This window comes from Vibrio sp. D54, from assembly GCF_021728075.1.
Taxonomy (GTDB): domain Bacteria; phylum Pseudomonadota; class Gammaproteobacteria; order Enterobacterales; family Vibrionaceae; genus Vibrio; species Vibrio alginolyticus.
In genome coordinates, this window is sequence record NZ_JAKKCS010000018.1 from 99,168 (window position 1) to 115,582 (window position 16,415).

The 16,415-nt window shown below is 44.9% G+C and carries 14 protein-coding genes and 3 tRNA genes; 2 read left to right on the plus strand and 15 right to left on the minus strand.

The features are described 5' to 3' along the window. Positions 1–23: 23 nt before the first annotated feature. From rimM to ffh, 3 genes are all read right to left on the minus strand, one after another. Positions 24–572: a ribosome maturation factor RimM gene (rimM, locus tag L3V37_RS19905; protein WP_005379964.1), complete on the minus strand. Its 549-nt coding sequence runs from the start codon at positions 570–572 to the stop codon at positions 24–26. Between the two features lie 29 nt (positions 573–601). Beyond that, positions 602–850, minus strand: a complete 249-nt coding sequence (gene rpsP / locus L3V37_RS19910) for a 30S ribosomal protein S16 (protein WP_005379962.1) — start codon at positions 848–850, stop codon at positions 602–604. A 209-nt stretch (positions 851–1,059) separates the two neighbouring features. Continuing rightward, complete coding sequence (gene ffh, locus L3V37_RS19915) at positions 1,060–2,442, minus strand: signal recognition particle protein (RefSeq protein ID WP_005385423.1); 1,383 nt, start codon at positions 2,440–2,442, stop codon at positions 1,060–1,062. Positions 2,443–2,666: 224 nt separating this feature from the next. Between ffh and L3V37_RS19920 the strand changes: the two genes are divergently transcribed. Next, on the plus strand, positions 2,667–3,461 hold the full coding sequence (locus L3V37_RS19920) for an inner membrane protein YpjD (RefSeq protein ID WP_005379950.1): 795 nt from the start codon (positions 2,667–2,669) through the stop codon (positions 3,459–3,461). A 124-nt stretch (positions 3,462–3,585) separates the two neighbouring features. Beyond that, positions 3,586–4,866, plus strand: coding sequence for an HlyC/CorC family transporter (locus L3V37_RS19925; protein ID WP_237306847.1), 1,281 nt, complete (start codon positions 3,586–3,588; stop codon positions 4,864–4,866). 69 nt (positions 4,867–4,935) lie between these two features. Here the strand turns inward: L3V37_RS19925 and luxS are convergent, their stop codons facing one another. From luxS to L3V37_RS19985, 12 genes are all read right to left on the minus strand, one after another. Further along, a complete protein-coding gene (gene luxS / locus L3V37_RS19930) occupies positions 4,936–5,454 on the minus strand; it encodes an S-ribosylhomocysteine lyase (protein WP_017820391.1) in 519 nt (172 codons plus the stop codon). An 84-nt stretch (positions 5,455–5,538) separates the two neighbouring features. After that, positions 5,539–6,144 (minus strand): hypothetical protein, encoded by a 606-nt coding sequence (locus L3V37_RS19935; protein ID WP_005379943.1) that lies wholly within the window; start codon positions 6,142–6,144, stop codon positions 5,539–5,541. Positions 6,145–6,167: 23 nt separating this feature from the next. Continuing rightward, positions 6,168–7,736 carry a glutamate--cysteine ligase gene (gene gshA, locus L3V37_RS19940; RefSeq protein ID WP_005385430.1) on the minus strand — a complete coding sequence of 523 codons (1,569 nt, stop codon included), beginning with the start codon at positions 7,734–7,736 and terminating at the stop codon, positions 6,168–6,170. Positions 7,737–7,892: 156 nt separating this feature from the next. Next, positions 7,893–10,736 carry a pitrilysin family protein gene (locus tag L3V37_RS19945; protein ID WP_017820389.1) on the minus strand — a complete coding sequence of 948 codons (2,844 nt, stop codon included), beginning with the start codon at positions 10,734–10,736 and terminating at the stop codon, positions 7,893–7,895. A gap of 9 nt (positions 10,737–10,745) precedes the next feature. Next, positions 10,746–11,207: a YqaA family protein gene (locus tag L3V37_RS19950; protein ID WP_130545008.1), complete on the minus strand. Its 462-nt coding sequence runs from the start codon at positions 11,205–11,207 to the stop codon at positions 10,746–10,748. Continuing rightward, positions 11,201–12,151 carry an NADP-dependent oxidoreductase gene (locus tag L3V37_RS19955; RefSeq protein WP_005385434.1) on the minus strand — a complete coding sequence of 317 codons (951 nt, stop codon included), beginning with the start codon at positions 12,149–12,151 and terminating at the stop codon, positions 11,201–11,203. Before L3V37_RS19955 ends, L3V37_RS19950 begins: the two co-directional genes overlap by 7 nt. A gap of 123 nt (positions 12,152–12,274) precedes the next feature. Next, the gene (locus tag L3V37_RS19960) at positions 12,275–13,405 is read right to left on the minus strand and encodes a sodium ion-translocating decarboxylase subunit beta (RefSeq protein ID WP_005379935.1); all 1,131 of its coding nucleotides are present in this window, start codon (positions 13,403–13,405) and stop codon (positions 12,275–12,277) included. Positions 13,406–13,414: 9 nt separating this feature from the next. Then, positions 13,415–15,199, minus strand: coding sequence for a sodium-extruding oxaloacetate decarboxylase subunit alpha (oadA, locus tag L3V37_RS19965; RefSeq protein ID WP_213868690.1), 1,785 nt, complete (start codon positions 15,197–15,199; stop codon positions 13,415–13,417). A 31-nt stretch (positions 15,200–15,230) separates the two neighbouring features. Further along, on the minus strand, positions 15,231–15,488 hold the full coding sequence (locus tag L3V37_RS19970) for an oxaloacetate decarboxylase subunit gamma (protein ID WP_005379932.1): 258 nt from the start codon (positions 15,486–15,488) through the stop codon (positions 15,231–15,233). Between the two features lie 553 nt (positions 15,489–16,041). Further along, positions 16,042–16,118: transfer RNA gene (locus L3V37_RS19975), tRNA-Arg, on the minus strand. A gap of 52 nt (positions 16,119–16,170) precedes the next feature. Further along, positions 16,171–16,247 (minus strand) — tRNA-Arg (locus tag L3V37_RS19980). A 53-nt stretch (positions 16,248–16,300) separates the two neighbouring features. Further along, positions 16,301–16,377 (minus strand) — tRNA-Arg (locus L3V37_RS19985). Between the last annotated feature and the right edge of the window lie 38 nt (positions 16,378–16,415).

Consider the following 16,415-nt stretch of genomic DNA (forward strand, 5'->3'; position numbering starts at 1 on the left):
ATCTCGCTCTGTAATTTTGGAGATTAGAATCCAGGATCCCAGTCAACTTCGATCCGTTGAGCTTCGCGATCAACATTAATGATCACTTGCTCTTCAAGGAACGGGATTAATCGTTCCTTCTGCCCGAAAGCATCTTTAAGATTTGCTTTAACAACCAGAACATCGTTTGAGCCAGTTTCTAGCATGTCAGTAACAACACCTAGATCGTAACCTTTAGTGGTTACAACTTGCATCCCAAACAATTCGCGCCAGTAGAACTCATCTTCTGACAATTCAGGAAGTACCGCAGGGTCAATAGCAATTTCAAAGTTCGTCATTAGATGCGCGTCTTCACGAACATCCATGCCTTCCAGCTTAGCCACCATACCTTTGTTATGGCGCTTCCAGCTTTCTACTTTGTACTCAACCCACTTGCCCTTTTGGTTAATGTACCAAGGGCTGTAATCGAAAATGCTTTCAGCATTGTCTGTGTAGGAAAAAACCTTAAGCCAACCACGAATGCCGTAAGTAGCACCAAACTTGCCTACAACAATCTTTTCGTTGCTCATTGTTTCTTTACCTTTCATCGACATAAACTAGTTTCTACTTTTCAAGTAAAAAATTAAGCCGCTTTTTGAGCGTCTTTAACTAGCTTAGCAACACGGTCAGATACTGACGCGCCTTGACCAACCCAGTGGTTAACGCGGTCTAGGTCTAGACGTAGACCTTCTTCTTGACCTTTAGCAGTTGGGTTGAAGAAACCAACTTTCTCGATGAAACGGCCAGTTGCAGCGTTGCGGCTGTCCGCTACTACGATTTGATAAAATGGACGCTTTTTAGCGCCGTGACGTGCCAAACGAATGGTTACCATGTCGTCCTCTTTGCTTTCTCAAAAATAAAATTAACCCCAAAAACCATTCAAGAAATTAAACAGTTTGGGGTCTCGTGCCAAAATAAAGCTCCGGAATTTTACTCTTCTCCCGGAGCAATGCAAGGAGTTTAGTTACTTTTTCACCAACATAAATTGAATTTAAAGTTTGTGACGTACCTAACACCCTGAATCTATGCGTGATCGATTAATTAACGACCAAATGGGTTGAAGCCACCGCCACCCCCCATGCCGCCCATCATGCCTTGCATGTTGCGCATCATGCCTTTCATGCCACCTTTTTGCATCTTTTTCATCATTTTCTGCATTTGGGTGAACTGTTTTAGTAAGCGGTTTACATCTTGAACCTGCACACCAGAACCAGCCGCGATACGCTTCTTGCGCGAGCCCTTGATAATTTCTGGGCGTTGACGTTCTTTCATTGTCATGGAGCTGATGATCGCTTCCATCTGTTTGAACATCTTGTCATCGACTTTATCTTTCACATTGTCTGGTAGCTGGGACATTCCTGGAAGCTTATCCATCATCCCCATCATGCCGCCCATGTTTTGCATCTGGCCTAGCTGTTCACGGAAATCTTCAAGGTCGAAACCTTTCTTCTCTTTGAACTTCTTCGCTAACTTTTCTGCCTTTTCTTGGTCAACGTTGCGTTGTAGGTCTTCAATCAAAGACAGAACGTCACCCATGCCAAGAATACGTGAAGCAACACGATCTGGGTGGAACGGTTCTAGCGCGTCAGTTTTTTCACCGACACCCAAGAATTTGATTGGTTTGCCCGTGACATGGCGTACTGAAAGTGCCGCACCACCACGAGCATCACCATCAACCTTAGTTAGAACTACACCGGTAAGAGGTAGCGCATCGCCAAAGGCTTTTGCTGTATTTGCTGCGTCTTGACCCGTCATGGCGTCAACAACAAATAGCGTTTCTACTGGGTTGATAGCTGCGTGAAGATCTTTGATCTCCCCCATCATCTCTTCATCAATTGCCAAACGACCTGCGGTATCGACAATAAGTACGTCGTAGAATTTTTTCTTCGCATGGTCAATCGCTGCATTGGCGATATCAATAGGCTTTTGGTCTGGTGATGATGGGAAGAAGTCAACACCGATGTCTGATGCCAGTGTTTCAAGCTGCTTGATTGCCGCAGGACGGTAAACGTCGGCAGACACAACCAAAACTTTCTTCTTGTCACGTTCTTTCAGAAGCTTAGATAACTTACCTACCGATGTGGTTTTACCCGCACCTTGTAGACCAGCCATAAGAAGCACAGCAGGTGGTTGAGCGGCAAGGTTTAGCGCCTCATTCGACTCACCCATTACGGCTTCAAGTTCTGTTTGAACGATCTTGATAAATTCCTGACCTGGAGTCAGAGATTTAGAAACTTCTACGCCCACCGCTTTTTCTTTAACGCGGTTCACAAATTCACGAACGACCGGAAGCGCAACGTCAGCTTCAAGTAGAGCCATTCGGACTTCACGTAGGGTTTCTTTAATGTTGTCTTCGGTCAGACGACCTTTGCCACTGATATTTTTCAGCGTTTTGGATAATCGATCCGTTAAATTCTCAAACATCTTTGTCTCTTCGCTAAAATGGCGATTAATTAGTGTGAGTATACATTAGCCAAGGTCTGAGTCATACCCGTACCGCTGTCCTATTCTTGTCTCTATTTATATATGGTGCGGTAACTTATTAATTTCAATATCTCATCTCTCACGATTGATGTCGGATATAACGTAGCCCCAAAGTGTAATGCAAGGTATAATTTCTCCATCGTGCACAATAATATTTAGGATTCATGGATAGCTTAATAGCCATCGCGGCCGCCATACTTTATGTCTTGGCGATTGCGACCATCATACCCGGACTCTCACAACAGTCAGGAATCAAAGCAAAAACAGTGTTTGCTAGTGCTGCCTGTGCGCTTGTTTTTCATGCGTGGATTTTGAGTGATCTGATTTTTGATGGTTCAGGTCAAAACCTGAGTATTCTCAACGTGGCTTCTTTGATCAGTTTTATTATTTCTCTGGTCATGAGCCTTGCTATGTTGAAAAACCGACTGTGGTTTTTATTGCCTGTCGTTTATAGCTTTGCTGCCATCAATTTATCTGCTGCCACATTTTTGCCAAGCACGTTTATAAAGCACCTAGAGAATGACCCTAAGCTACTCATTCATATTTCATTTGCGCTCTTCTCATACGCGACTTTAACTATCGGGGCACTCTATGCGCTTCAGTTGGCTTGGCTGGATCACAAACTGAAAGCAAAAAAATCTTTGGCGATTAACCCAAACCTGCCGCCTCTATTAATGGTGGAGCGTCAACTCTTCAAAATTATTTTGATCGGTAACTTATTGTTAACTGCCACGCTCATTACTGGCTTTGTCTTTGTGCAGGATATGTTTGCCCAAGGTAAGGCACATAAGGGCATTCTTTCTTTCATCGCTTGGGTGGTGTACTCAATACTGCTTTGGGGTCACTATCAAAAAGGCTGGCGTGGTAGAAAAGTCACATGGTTCGCTGTTGCAGGAGCAACACTGTTAACTCTGGCATATTTTGGCAGTCGCTTTGTAAAAGAAATCATCTTGAATTAGGGAGCTCTAGGGCTCCTATCCTTTATATTTTAGGCTAGATAAAATACAGTACGCCTTAACTCTTTGACTTAACGGACTTACTCAACCGTTATATAACCCAATACTTACAAGGAACAGCAACGTTTTGGACGACATCTCTACGGGTATCTTGTTTGCGCTACTCGCGTGTCTTATCGTCATATCAGGTTACTTTTCCGGTTCAGAAACAGGGATGATGTCTCTGAATCGTTATCGCTTAAAACACTTAGCCAAAAACGGGCATAAGGGTGCTAAGCGAGTCGAAAGACTATTAGACCGTCCAGATCGTTTGATTGGTCTTATTCTTATCGGCAACAACCTCGTTAATATTCTCGCGTCTGCTATCGCGACCATTATTGGTATGCGTTTGTATGGTGATTTAGGTGTCGCTATCGCAACCGGTGCACTAACTATGGTTGTATTGGTTTTTGCCGAGGTTACCCCTAAAACAATTGCAGCGCTTTACCCTGAACGTGTGTCCTACGCGAGCAGTATATTATTGACCATACTGATGAAGTTACTGTCGCCTTTAGTGATGCTTGTTAACTTTATTACGAATGGCTTTATCCGCTTACTTGGTGTAAGAGCGGATCACTCAGCAGAAGATCATCTTAGCTCCGATGAGCTGCGTACGGTGGTAAATGAAGCTGGCGGTTTGATCCCTCGCCGACACCAAGACATGCTAGTGTCTATTTTAGATCTTGAGCACGTCACCGTGAACGACATTATGGTCCCACGCAATGAAATTACCGGTATTGATATTAACGACGACTGGAAATCCATTGTTCGTCAGCTAACCCACTCACCACATGGGCGCATAGTTTTCTATCGTGACCAAATTGATGAAGTGGTTGGTATGCTGCGCTTGCGCGAGGCTTATCGTCTGATGTTGGAAAAGAACGAATTCAACAAAGAAACGCTATTACGTGCTGCTGATGAGGTCTATTACATCCCAGAAGGCACACCACTGAACGTGCAAATGTTGAAATTCCAACGTAACAAGCAACGTATCGGTCTGATCGTGGATGAGTACGGTGATATCATCGGTCTAATCACTCTTGAAGATATTCTGGAAGAGATCATTGGTGAGTTCACGACGTCAATTTCTCCAAGCCTCTCTGATGAAATCAGTCCTCAAGGTGACGGAAGCTTTCTTATTGAAGGCAGCACCAATATCCGAGATATCAACAAAGGCCTGAAATGGGATTTACCAACGGATGGTCCGAGAACGCTAAACGGGCTCATTTTAGAACACTTGGAAGATATTCCTGAGAGCCATCTAAGTGTGAGAGTAGCGGGTCACCCAATGGAACTTGTTGAGATTGAAGAGAACCGAATCAAGCTCGTTCGTGTTTACCCGAAGAAGAAAAAATCGACATCCCAATAACCAAAAGAAAAGCCTGACTCATGTCAGGCTTTTTTTACTTATTGGGGCAATATGCTTCTTAATGAGCACCTAGTCGATGCGCAACTCTTTTAACATCGACTCAGGCAAAGCAAGTTCATCATTTTTGTTCACCGAAACACCAGCATCCAAAATGTTCTTTGCGATCTGTTGTGCTTCTTTTAAAGAGTGCATCGCTGCCGTGCCGCATTGGTATTCGTTAAGTTCAGGGATCTTATTCTGACTTTCTACCTTCAGCACATCTTCCATTGCTGCAATCCAAGCATCTGCGACTTGCTGCTCTGATGGTGTGCCAATCAGGCTCATGTAAAAACCTGTGCGGCAACCCATAGGCGAAATATCGATGATCTCAACAGAATCACCGTTTAGGTGATTACGCATAAAGCCTGCATAAAGGTGCTCTAAGGTGTGAATACCTTTTTCAGAAAGAATGTCTTTGTTTGGCGCAGTAAAGCGTAAGTCGAAAACTGTAATCGTATCCCCTTTTGGGGTCTGCATGGTTTTCGCCACTCGTACAGCGGGTGCATTCATACGAGTGTGGTCCACGGTAAAACTATCGAGTAAAGGCATTACATCTCTCCTGATTGTAACTCCAGTACCTTTCGGTAATGGATAAATGTCATTCATCCCTACAGCACATGAACTGACTGTGGGCTAAAAGAACCAGCTGCTGTTGTCTTCTAATTCCTGACGACATTGCTTCAGCTGCCAGCCATAAGTTTTCGCTGTTTGTTCAACACGTCGAGCGACTTTGATTAAACTAGGCTTTCGATTATAAGTGCCTCGCTTATACCCACCTCGCCCTTCATGATAAGCCAGATACTGGTTATAGGGATCCCATAATGAAATCCCTAGCTGACGCCGTGTTTCATGAGTGTACCAACCGACAAACATCATAGAATCATCGAAGTTGGTACGAGAGCCACCCTGACCTGTCGCATCTTGGAAGTCTTCCCAAGCAGGGTCTTGAGCTTGAGCGTAACCATACGCACTGCTTACTCGTCCCCAAGGAATAAACCCTAGCAAATAATCTTTAGGTGGTTTTGCATCGTGCCGAAAGCTGCTTTCTTGTTTAATGATGGCCATAGCGACATGAATAGGGGTACCCCATTCATCTTCCATATCTTTGGCATCATCGTACCAACCGGATTTCTCTCGGAATATCTCGCATAAGTTATTCTGCTGCTTTGGCGGTGCCGTAGCACAACCTGCAAGTAACACGCTTCCAAGTACCGCTACTACTGACGACTTAATGTTCAATCGCACCAATCCTTAGTTAGTCATTACTGCTTCAGGTAAGCAAAGTAATCTTCCAAAAAATCATCAAAAGAAAGCGTGTCACTCTGCTCTGCTTGCTTTTGTTTTTCCACGGACGACGCTACTTCCGTTTCCATCGTATCTTGTGAGTAGTACTGATAACCGTGAGCTAGGTTTTCATCACGGTACTTCATACCAAGAGTACAACCAACTTTACCTAGCCCACCCAACTCTTTCGTTAGCTCTAATAGTTGACCAGAGATCGTTAGTTCTGGGTTATCAATCCATGTCTCGAGTTGATTACACACATCTTGGTATGCACTGCCACCAGCGGTCATATCCATTTGCTGTGCTATTTGACGTAACTCGACGAAAACTCGGTGTGCCCAATCTTGTAGAGATAGACGTTCACCTTGACATCCAATTTGCAGCATTAGACCTTTTTCACGGCCAGAAACAATGACTTTATTCCAGTTATCGCGCCAACACTCTAATTCACAGTTATCCATAGGGTCTGAGTCTGACAAGGCCGCCCAGGTAAGGAAGAGATCCAAGAATCGTACTTGCTCTTCATTTAAGCCCACAGCGCTGAATGGGTTAACATCTAGAGAACGAACTTCAATGTATTCGACACCACCGCGTCGTAACGCATCTGAAGGCTTCTCACCACTTTTCGATACACGTTTTGGACGAATCGGAGCGTACAGTTCATTCTCAATTTGTAAGATATTGGAATTAAGCTGGCGGTATTCACCATCCACTTTTACCCCAATTTTCGCAAACTCTTCTGATGGGTGGCGAATCGCATCACTCAAACCATCGAGGTATTGGTCAATGCTGTTAAAACCAATTTTCAGCACACTTTGAGCACTATTGGTATAGCCAAGATCGCTCAAACGCAAAGACGTCGACTTCGGCAAATATAATGTCCCGCCAATCTTCTCGAATGGCAGATCGGTTTCACGACCTTGAATAAAAGAGCCACATAACGCTGGTGATGCACCAAAGAAGTAGGGAATCATCCAGCCAAAGCGGTAGTAATTACGGATCAACGCAAAGTACGCATCAGACTTAGCATCTTGGCGGGCTTGTTCATCTTGCTCGCCATAGAGCGCATCCCAAAATGTTTCAGGAAATGAGAAGTTAAAATGGACACCTGAAATTATTTGCATCAGGCTGCCATAGCGACGCTTTAGGCCTTCTCGGTACAGCGTTTTCATTTTCGCTGCATTCGAAGAGCCATACTGGGCTAACTGAATATCATCCTCTGAGCCGACGTAGCAAGGCATTGATAGTGGCCACATTTTCTCTTCACCCATTTTGGTTTGAGTGAAATGATGGATATCTTTCAGCTGTGCCATCAGTTCTGGAATTTCATGTGACACAGGCGTAATGAACTCTAACAATGATTCCGAAAAATCCGTTGTGATCCATTGATTTGTGAACGCAGAGCCTAACCCTTCAGGATGAGGAGTTGTAGCTAGATGTCCATCCTGACGATAGCGCAAAGTTTCTCGCTCAACACCGCGTCCAAACTGCTTAAATACTTCGGGGTTTGATGCAACTTTTTTTAGTCGCGCAGCAAAATCAGTCAAAATGAGGTTCGCTTATATTGGGAGCAGGACACTTGTTACATAACACAAGTGTAAGCTAAGTTATTGATAGTTAATGCATCTAGATAAATAACCCACGAAAAGTTGCTTATCTAGATGAATAGCGGAGAAACGTTTCTCCGCTATTAAATGTGTACTCTATCGAATGATTTCAAGCTCTTCTACGTCTTTCCCCAACTTTTCTAATTGAGGACGCAACGATTTAGCATCACCAACGACGATAATTTGATAGTCATTTGGATCAAACCATTTCTGAGCCAGCGCATTCAACGTCTGCTTATCGACTTTTTCTACGATAGCGTTTCTTTGCTGCAAGTAATCATGATCGAGGTTGTACTTAAGAATATCACTGATGAGCTCCGCTTTTTGTGTTGGCGTTTCATATTTCAGTGCATCTTTTTGACCGACCGCTTGACGCATAAATTTCATCTCTTCATCAGTAATACCTGACTGCGAGTATTCATTTAGCTCATTTTCCATCTCAATGATCGAAGCAACCGTTGCATCCGCTCGTACTTGCGCGGTGAAAACCACCGAGCCTGTTTCTGGATTACCAGAGAAGTAGCCGTAAGCACCGTATGTGTAACCCTTGTCTTCACGTAGATTTTGGTTAATGCGGCTATTGAAGTTCCCAGCTAAGTTGAAGTTTGCCAGTTGGCTTAGGTAAAAATCGCCCGTTGCGTCGTAAGGCATACCTTGACGAACCATCATGACCACACTTTGCGGCGCTCCTGGTTTATCAACAAGATGGATCTTTTGCTCACCTAATGCAGCAATGCTTTGCGGTGCATACAATGGCGCAGCTTCATCTTGCCAGTTTTTCCAGAACGTCAGTTGCTGCTCAATTTCCTGTTTATTGATGTCACCAACAACGACGATTTGCGCACTTTGTGGCGTGTAATGCTTCGAGTAGAATTCACGGACATCATCCAACGTTAATGCACTGACACCTGCTTGCGTGCCGTCTTTTGGTCGAGCAAAAACCGAATCCCCATAGAGCACCTGGCGACTCGCTTGTGACGCCATCCAACTTGGATTTTGGTGCTCATATACCAGGCCTTCTAGCGCTTGCATTTTTACACGCTCGAAATCATCTTGATTAAATGCAGGAGACAGCAACATCTCTTCGACAATTTTTAACGTCGGCTCTAAGTTCTTTTCTAGAGCAGAAACACTGATGTTTGTTGTATAACCTGTGGCATTAACAGAGATAACACTACCCAGTTTATCAAGCTCAGCTTGAATCTCTTCGACACTGCGTTTCGTTGTACCTTCTTGCAACATCGCAGCGGTCAATTGGGCAAGACCTTCTTTACCCTTTTCAACAAAACGTGTCCCGGCAGGTAGACTAAATTGCATCATCACCGTCGGCGTTTCATCGCTAACTGCACCAAGCAGCTCTGAGCCATTCTTGAAATGTAACTCGTACAGCTCTGGCATCGTCGCTTTCACTGGTTCTCCTACTGGCGGTTGCACTGAGCGATCGAAGTTATCGGTCGCACGACGATACGCCAATTGGTCATCGGAAATCTTCTCATATTCTGGCAACGTACGCTTTGGTGTCACAAAGGTCGCAGGTTTTACGACAAGGTCTGTTTTTCCTTTTGGGACCACGCTTAGGGTCACTTTGTTCTTACCTTGGATAAAGTCCGTATACGCTTTTTCTACCGAAGTCGGCGTAACTGCACGGATTTGTTCAAGCTGTTGCTCAAGACGATCAGGATCGCCGAAAAATGTCTCGTTGGAAGCCAACTGAGTCACTTTACCTTTAACGCTTTCTAGCGCAAAAATAGCATCCGCTTCCGCTTTACCCTTCAACTGCTCAAGGCGATCTTCTGTCACGCCTTTTTCCGCAAACTGATTCAGTGATTGTAAAAGCTCGTCGTACAGTTTTGATAGGTCGCCTTTGTCTCCAGAATCACCCATTGCGTAAACGTAAAAGTTACACGCCAGTTCAGCACAGTCATGGAATGAACCAGCATCGACCGCTTTTTGAGTCTTCACTAGGTCTTGATAGAGCACGCTGTTGGTACCGCCACCCAATACTTCTGATAACGTATCGAGAGACGCTTGGCTTTCTTCGCCGTTGTAGGTTGTTGGCCACGCGATCATCACCATAGGTTGTTGAATACGATCTTCTAGCGTGATGTATTTGTCTTCTTGCAGTTTTGCAGGTTGTTTCGGCGCATTTTCAACCTCAGGACCACGAGGAATCGAACCGAAGTACTTATTTACCCACTCTAGAGTCTGTTCAACGTCTAAGTCACCACCGATCGTGATAGTCGCATTGTTTGGGCCATACCAACGCAAGAAAAACGCTTTGAGGTCGTTCACATCAACACGATCAAGATCTTCAACATAACCAATGGTTTGCCACGAATACGGATGACCTTCAGGATATAGCGCTTCGGACATGCGCTCCCAAATCAAGCCATAAGGACGATTATCGTAACGCTGAGCTCGCTCATTTTTTACAGTCGAACGCTGAATTTCAAATTTGCGTTGAGAAACCGCATCCAGCAAAAAGCCCATACGGTCAGACTCTAACCACAGCATTTTCTCGAGCTGGTTAGCAGGGACAGTTTCAAAGTAGTTAGTACGATCGCGGTTTGTTGTACCATTTAACGTGCCGCCAGCCTCTGTGATGATTCTGAAGTGCTCTTGGTCACCAACGTTCTCTGAGCCTTGGAACATCATGTGCTCAAAGAAATGCGCAAAACCAGACTTACCCACTTCTTCACGAGCTGAACCAACATGGTAAGTCACATCCACATGGACCAATGGGTCAGAATCTTCAGGAGCTAAGATCACCGTTAAACCATTATCGAGTTTGTACTTTTGGTATGGAATCTTAACTTTGCCTTCTTCAGCTTTCGATGACTCAACGAAAGTTACCCCTTTCGGCAGTGATGAAACTGGCGTATTTGATGCACAGCCCGTGATCACCAACAGTGAACACGCGCCAACCCAAAACATCTTCATGTACTTTCCTTAAAATAATCCGAGATAGATGGCCGCAAGTAAGCTATACCTAGCAGCCTTTCCTAAAAATATTAAAATCACGCAAGGCAGAAACTTCATTCTTAGCCACCCTGCGGCTAAACACAGCGGGTCTCCTATTACAGGTAACCAGCTAAAAAATAACCCCCAATAGCCATACTTAGAGAGCCACTTTAATGCGGTATGACCGTGCTTTTCCTCTTGTGCTTTGTTGGGAATCCACAAGCCAAGCCAATAATTTGTTAAGCCACCAAGCGTATTACCGATAGTAGCGACCATAACAATTGAAGAAACGGAGTATTGATTTAATGAGAGAGTGGCAACTAAGCCCGCTTCAGAACCACCAGGCAACAACGTGGCACTGAGAAAACCGGTCATGAAAAGCACCCATAATGCTGAATCTGAAAACCAAAGCGCTAAACTTTCAAAAATCGTGTTAAATGCTTCTAGCATGTCATATCAAGCAACACCTTGCCTCTGGTTCTTCCTGATTCGACCTGCTGGTGAGCACCAATGACATCACTCATAGGATAAACCTGTTGAATTTCAGTCTTCAGTAAGCCAACGCCGACCATGTACAACAAGGTATCTAACTGCGCAGGGTCTGGTTCAACCAACATGCCACTAGCCTCAAAGCCTAGGAGTTTGGCTTTTTCACAAATCAGCTCAGCAGTTATGGTTGGAACGGTGATGACTCTCGCATTATCTTTCAGGCATTTAAGCGCATCTAACGCAGCATCTCCGCCTACTAAATCAATCAAAACATCAACATCTTCAACACGTTCTGACACTGGTGCAAATTGATAGTTCACTGCATGAGCACCGAGCGTCGCAAGGTAATCTAAATTTCGTTCGCTGCAGGTGGTAAAGACTTCCGCTTTCGTCGCGATCGCAATTTGTACCGCGAGGTGTCCAACACCACCGGCTCCAGCGAGGATAAGTACGCGATCGTTTTCCGTCACATTAGCCTTACTGAGAGCTTGTGCCGCAGTTTGTCCCGCCAACGGTAATGCAGCAGCTGCCTCCAAAGTTACGGAGCTAGGAACATGACTTAACTCAGTTTCTGGAACACATATGTATTGACTGTAACCACCGCCTCGAACTGGGAAACCAATAAATCCAGCCACCTCATCACCTTCATTAAAACGTGATGCCCCCTCTCCACAAGACATCACTTTTCCTGAGATGTCGTAACCTGGCACCCAAGGTAAATTATCCTTATTCTGCGCTGCTGCCCAACCGAGCCCAGCTCGAGTTTTGACATCAATAGGATTTACGCCTGAAAAAGCGACTTTTACTAAGACTTCACCAGGCTGTGGTGATGGTGTAGAAGCATGTTGAATCGCGAGTACGTTGGCATCACCAAACTCAGTGATAACGATCTGTTTGTGTTCCATAAACCATTCCCTGCAAGAAAACAAAAAGGGATGCGAAAGCATCCCTTTGACTATAAACCATTTTGTTAACCTAAGTTAATCGTGATTTTGTAAATTGGTTGATCATTCCATTTTCAATAATGTCTAACCAACAAGTGCTAACAATATACCAGCCGCAACGGCTGAACCCAGCACACCAGCTACGTTTGGTCCCATCGCATGCATTAACAAGAAGTTTTGCGGGTTAGCTTGTAAACCAACTTTGTTTACGACTCGCGCGGCCATTGGTACCGCAGAAACGCCAGCCGCACCAATAAGTGGGTTGATGTCTTCTTTCGAGAACTTGTTAAGCAGTTTCGCCATCAGGACGCCCGCACCAGTACCGATACTAAATGCAACTGCGCCTAACCCCAAGATACCTAACGTTTCTAGGTTCAAGAACTGCTCAGCTTGCAGCTTAGAACCAACACCAAGACCTAAAAAGATAGTCACTATGTTGATCAATTCATTTTGAGCAGTTTTCGATAAACGATCGACCACACCAGCTTCACGCATCAAGTTACCCAAACAGAACATACCAACCAATGGCGTAGCTGAAGGTAAGAACAGAATCGTCATCAGTAATACAGCAAGCGGGAAGATGACTTTCTCCCATTTACCAACATGACGAAGCTGAGCCATCTTAATTTGACGTTCTTCCTTGGTTGTCAGTGCTTTCATGATTGGTGGTTGGATGATCGGCACCAATGCCATATAGCTGTATGCCGCGACTGCAATCGCACCTAACAGATCTGGAGAGAGCTTACTCGCCAAGAAAATCGCTGTTGGCCCATCAGCACCACCGATGATCGCGATAGACGATGCATCCGCCATGGAGAACTCCATGCCAGGTACATAGTTGAGCAAAATAGCGCCAAACAGTGTTGCAAAAATACCAAACTGCGCAGCCGCACCTAACCACAACGTTTTTGGGTTTGCGATCAAAGCACCAAAGTCAGTCATCGCGCCCACACCCATGAAGATCAATAGCGGGAACACACCCGATTCAATCCCAATGTAGTAAACGTAGTAGAGCAAGCCACCAGGCTCAGTAAAGCCAGCATTTGGAATATTCGCCAAAATAGCACCGAAACCAATCGGCAATAACAGTAAAGGTTCAAATCCTTTTTTAATTGCCAAAAACAGCAAGGTACAACCAACCAGCATCATACAGATTTGGCCGAACTCGAAGTTAGCGATCCCTGTTTCTGCCCAAAGGGTTAACAATCCGTCCATGATACTCCCTTACGCCAGGCTCAACAGAGGCGCACCTACTGTGACAGCATCGCCTTCTTTAACGTTCAGCTCTTGAACCACACCACCACGCGCCGCTCGTACTTCAGTTTCCATTTTCATCGCTTCAAGGATGAGCAATACATCGCCTTCAGCTACCTCAGCACCAGGCTGAACATTCACTTTGAAGATGTTACCTGCAAGAGGAGCAGGCACCGCTTCAGCTGAAGCATTAGAAAGTGTGCTAGGTGTAGCCGATTTTGCCGGTGCATTAGAAGGAGCAACAGATGTCAGTTCACCTTGAGGGCCAACTTCCACCTCATACACCTGCCCGTCAACACGTACACTATAAGTTTCTACACCACCAGTTGCTGGTTGAGCTGCAGGTACAGCAGGCTTCGCAGCTTCTAGCGTTGGTGCAGGCTCAAATGCTTCTGGGTTTTCACGATTCTTAAGGAACTTAAGCCCAACTTGAGGGAAAAGTGCATAAGTGAGTACGTCATCAACACGCTCACTTGCTAGCTTAATGCCTTCTGATTTCGCTTTCTCCATCAGATCAACCGTAAGCGTCTCCATTTCAGGCTCAAGTAAATCGGCAGGACGACAGGTAATTGGCTCTTTACCATCAAGCACTTTCGCTTGCAGTTCTGCATTTAACTCGGCTGGTGCTTGACCGTACTCACCTTTCAATAGACCTGCGGTTTCCTTGGTAATACTCTTATAGCGCTCGCCAGTAAGAACGTTAATCACCGCTTGCGTACCGACGATCTGTGAAGTTGGAGTCACCAATGGAATGAAACCAAGATCTTCACGTACACGAGGGATCTCTTCTAATACTTCATCAATGCGATCCGCAGCGCCCTGCTCTTTCAACTGGCCTTCCATATTGGTCAGCATACCACCAGGCACTTGAGCAATCAGGATGCGTGAATCGACTCCTTTTAACTGGCCTTCCCACTTCGCATACTTCTTACGTACCTCACGGAAATATGCGGCGATAGGTTCCAGTTGCTCGAGTTTTAAATTGGTATCTCGCTCGGTGCCTTCTAGCATAGCGACTACCGTTTCAGTCGGTGTATGACCGTAAGTACAACTCATTGAAGAAATCGCAGTATCGAGAATATCAATACCGGCTTCTACTGCTTTTACCGCTGTTGCTGTAGACAGCCCCGTTGTTGCATGACAATGAAGTGCCAATGGCACATCACAAGACGCTTTGATACGCGTGATAAGCTCTTCCGCTTCATAAGGCTTAAGTAAGCCAGACATATCTTTAATACACAGCGAGTGACAACCTAAATCCTCTAGGCGTTTTGCCAAGTCAACCCAAGTGTCTGCGTTATGCACTGGGCTCGTTGTGTAAGACAACGTACCTTGAGCATGCGCACCAACATCAACCGTTGCTTTAACGGCTTTCTGGAAGTTTCGCACGTCATTCATTGCATCAAAAATACGGAATACATCCATGCCGTTAGCATGCGCGCGTTCAACAAACTTCTCTACTACATCGTCGGCATAATGGCGGTATCCTAAAAGGTTTTGACCACGCAGTAGCATTTGCATTGGTGTATTAGGCATCGCTTTTTTTAGTTCACGTAAACGCTCCCAAGGGTCTTCTCCTAAGAATCGAATACAAGAATCAAATGTTGCACCACCCCAAGTCTCTAGAGACCAGTAACCAACCTTATCCAACTCAGCTGCGATAGGCAGCATATCCTCAATACGCATACGCGTAGCAAATAGTGATTGATGGGCATCACGAAGGACCACATCAGTAATAGCTAGTGGTTTAGACATGCTCTTAAACTCCTTTTTAATCCTAGTTCGGCTACTTCGCGAATGAGGCGCGATGTTTATGAATCGCAGCCGAGATCGCCGCCACTACTTGTGGACTAACAGCTGAAGAGGTTGATTGAATATTAGTGTTTGTTTTTGGTGCTGCGATCGGCTCTGGTACTTCTTCTGGTACCAATTTCGACATTAACCGAACGAGATAAACAAGAATAGTGAGGAAAATAAATACGACCGCCATCCCCGTTAGCATCAGGGTGGCCGCATCTACTAGCAGGCTTCCTATATTAGTCATGTTGCTTCCTTTCTTTGTCATCCTGACAACGTGCAGGACTTTAATAGTGTCAAATCCCGACCCATGGATTATCTCGATTGGTTAAATTTTGTCAATTTTGTTTAAGGAAGGTTTGTAGTAATCCTGATAAATGATTATTTATTCACTACCCAGATCACAGTTCATGACAAAATAATCACTTCAAATCGCTATCACCTTACGAACAGAGTAAAGGAGGACATAAATAAAAACTGCGATTTAGATTTCAAAATCAAATCGGGACTCACGCAGTAAAAACCAACAAAAACAAAAAGATGAACAAGATTAACAATAAATAAACAAATAACAAACAAAGTGACTACATGAGAGTGATTGAAATGAAAAATGGAAGTCAGTGTATAGGAGGGATAATCAGGATGATTTCACACAATGCGACAGAAACTTGATAGCAAATTGCTTAGATACGCACATATTCGCTTTTAAAAAAGAGGAACATAGGCTCTAGTGATCCTACGCCATATTCCTGATGTCTAGATACAAAAAAGCCTCGCAATTGCGAGGCTGTTTCAATAAGTGGCGCGTCCTGGAGGATTCGAACCTCCGACCGCCTGGTTCGTAGCCAGGTACTCTATCCAGCTGAGCTAAGGACGCGCAGTTTTCGATATCGACTTTTGTCAACATCAGGGCATTACCCTGCAATAAGTGGCGCGTCCTGGAGGATTCGAACCTCCGACCGCCTGGTTCGTAGCCAGGTACTCTATCCAGCTGAGCTAAGGACGCGCAAGTTTTCGATATCGACTTTCGTCAACATCAGGGCATTGCCCTGCAATAAGTGGCGCGTCCTGGAGGATTCGAACCTCCGACCGCCTGGTTCGTAGCCAGGTACTCTATCCAGCTGAGCTAAGGACGCGCAAGTTTTCGATATCGACTTTCGTCAACATCAGGGCA

Bases quoted from the DNA above. Each gene is read 5' to 3' on its own strand.
- rimM (WP_005379964.1), bottom strand. From the start codon at position 572: ATGTCGATGAAAGGTAAAGAAACAATGAGCAACGAAAAGATTGTTGTA.
- rpsP (WP_005379962.1), bottom strand. From the start codon at position 850: ATGGTAACCATTCGTTTGGCACGTCACGGCGCTAAAAAGCGTCCATTT.
- ffh (WP_005385423.1), bottom strand. From the start codon at position 2,442: ATGTTTGAGAATTTAACGGATCGATTATCCAAAACGCTGAAAAATATC.
- L3V37_RS19920 (WP_005379950.1), top strand. From the start codon at position 2,667: ATGGATAGCTTAATAGCCATCGCGGCCGCCATACTTTATGTCTTGGCG.
- luxS (WP_017820391.1), bottom strand. From the start codon at position 5,454: ATGCCTTTACTCGATAGTTTTACCGTGGACCACACTCGTATGAATGCA.
- L3V37_RS19945 (WP_017820389.1), bottom strand. From the start codon at position 10,736: ATGAAGATGTTTTGGGTTGGCGCGTGTTCACTGTTGGTGATCACGGGC.
- L3V37_RS19950 (WP_130545008.1), bottom strand. From the start codon at position 11,207: ATGCTAGAAGCATTTAACACGATTTTTGAAAGTTTAGCGCTTTGGTTT.
- L3V37_RS19955 (WP_005385434.1), bottom strand. From the start codon at position 12,151: ATGGAACACAAACAGATCGTTATCACTGAGTTTGGTGATGCCAACGTA.
- L3V37_RS19960 (WP_005379935.1), bottom strand. From the start codon at position 13,405: ATGGACGGATTGTTAACCCTTTGGGCAGAAACAGGGATCGCTAACTTC.
- oadA (WP_213868690.1), bottom strand. From the start codon at position 15,199: ATGTCTAAACCACTAGCTATTACTGATGTGGTCCTTCGTGATGCCCAT.
- L3V37_RS19970 (WP_005379932.1), bottom strand. From the start codon at position 15,488: ATGACTAATATAGGAAGCCTGCTAGTAGATGCGGCCACCCTGATGCTA.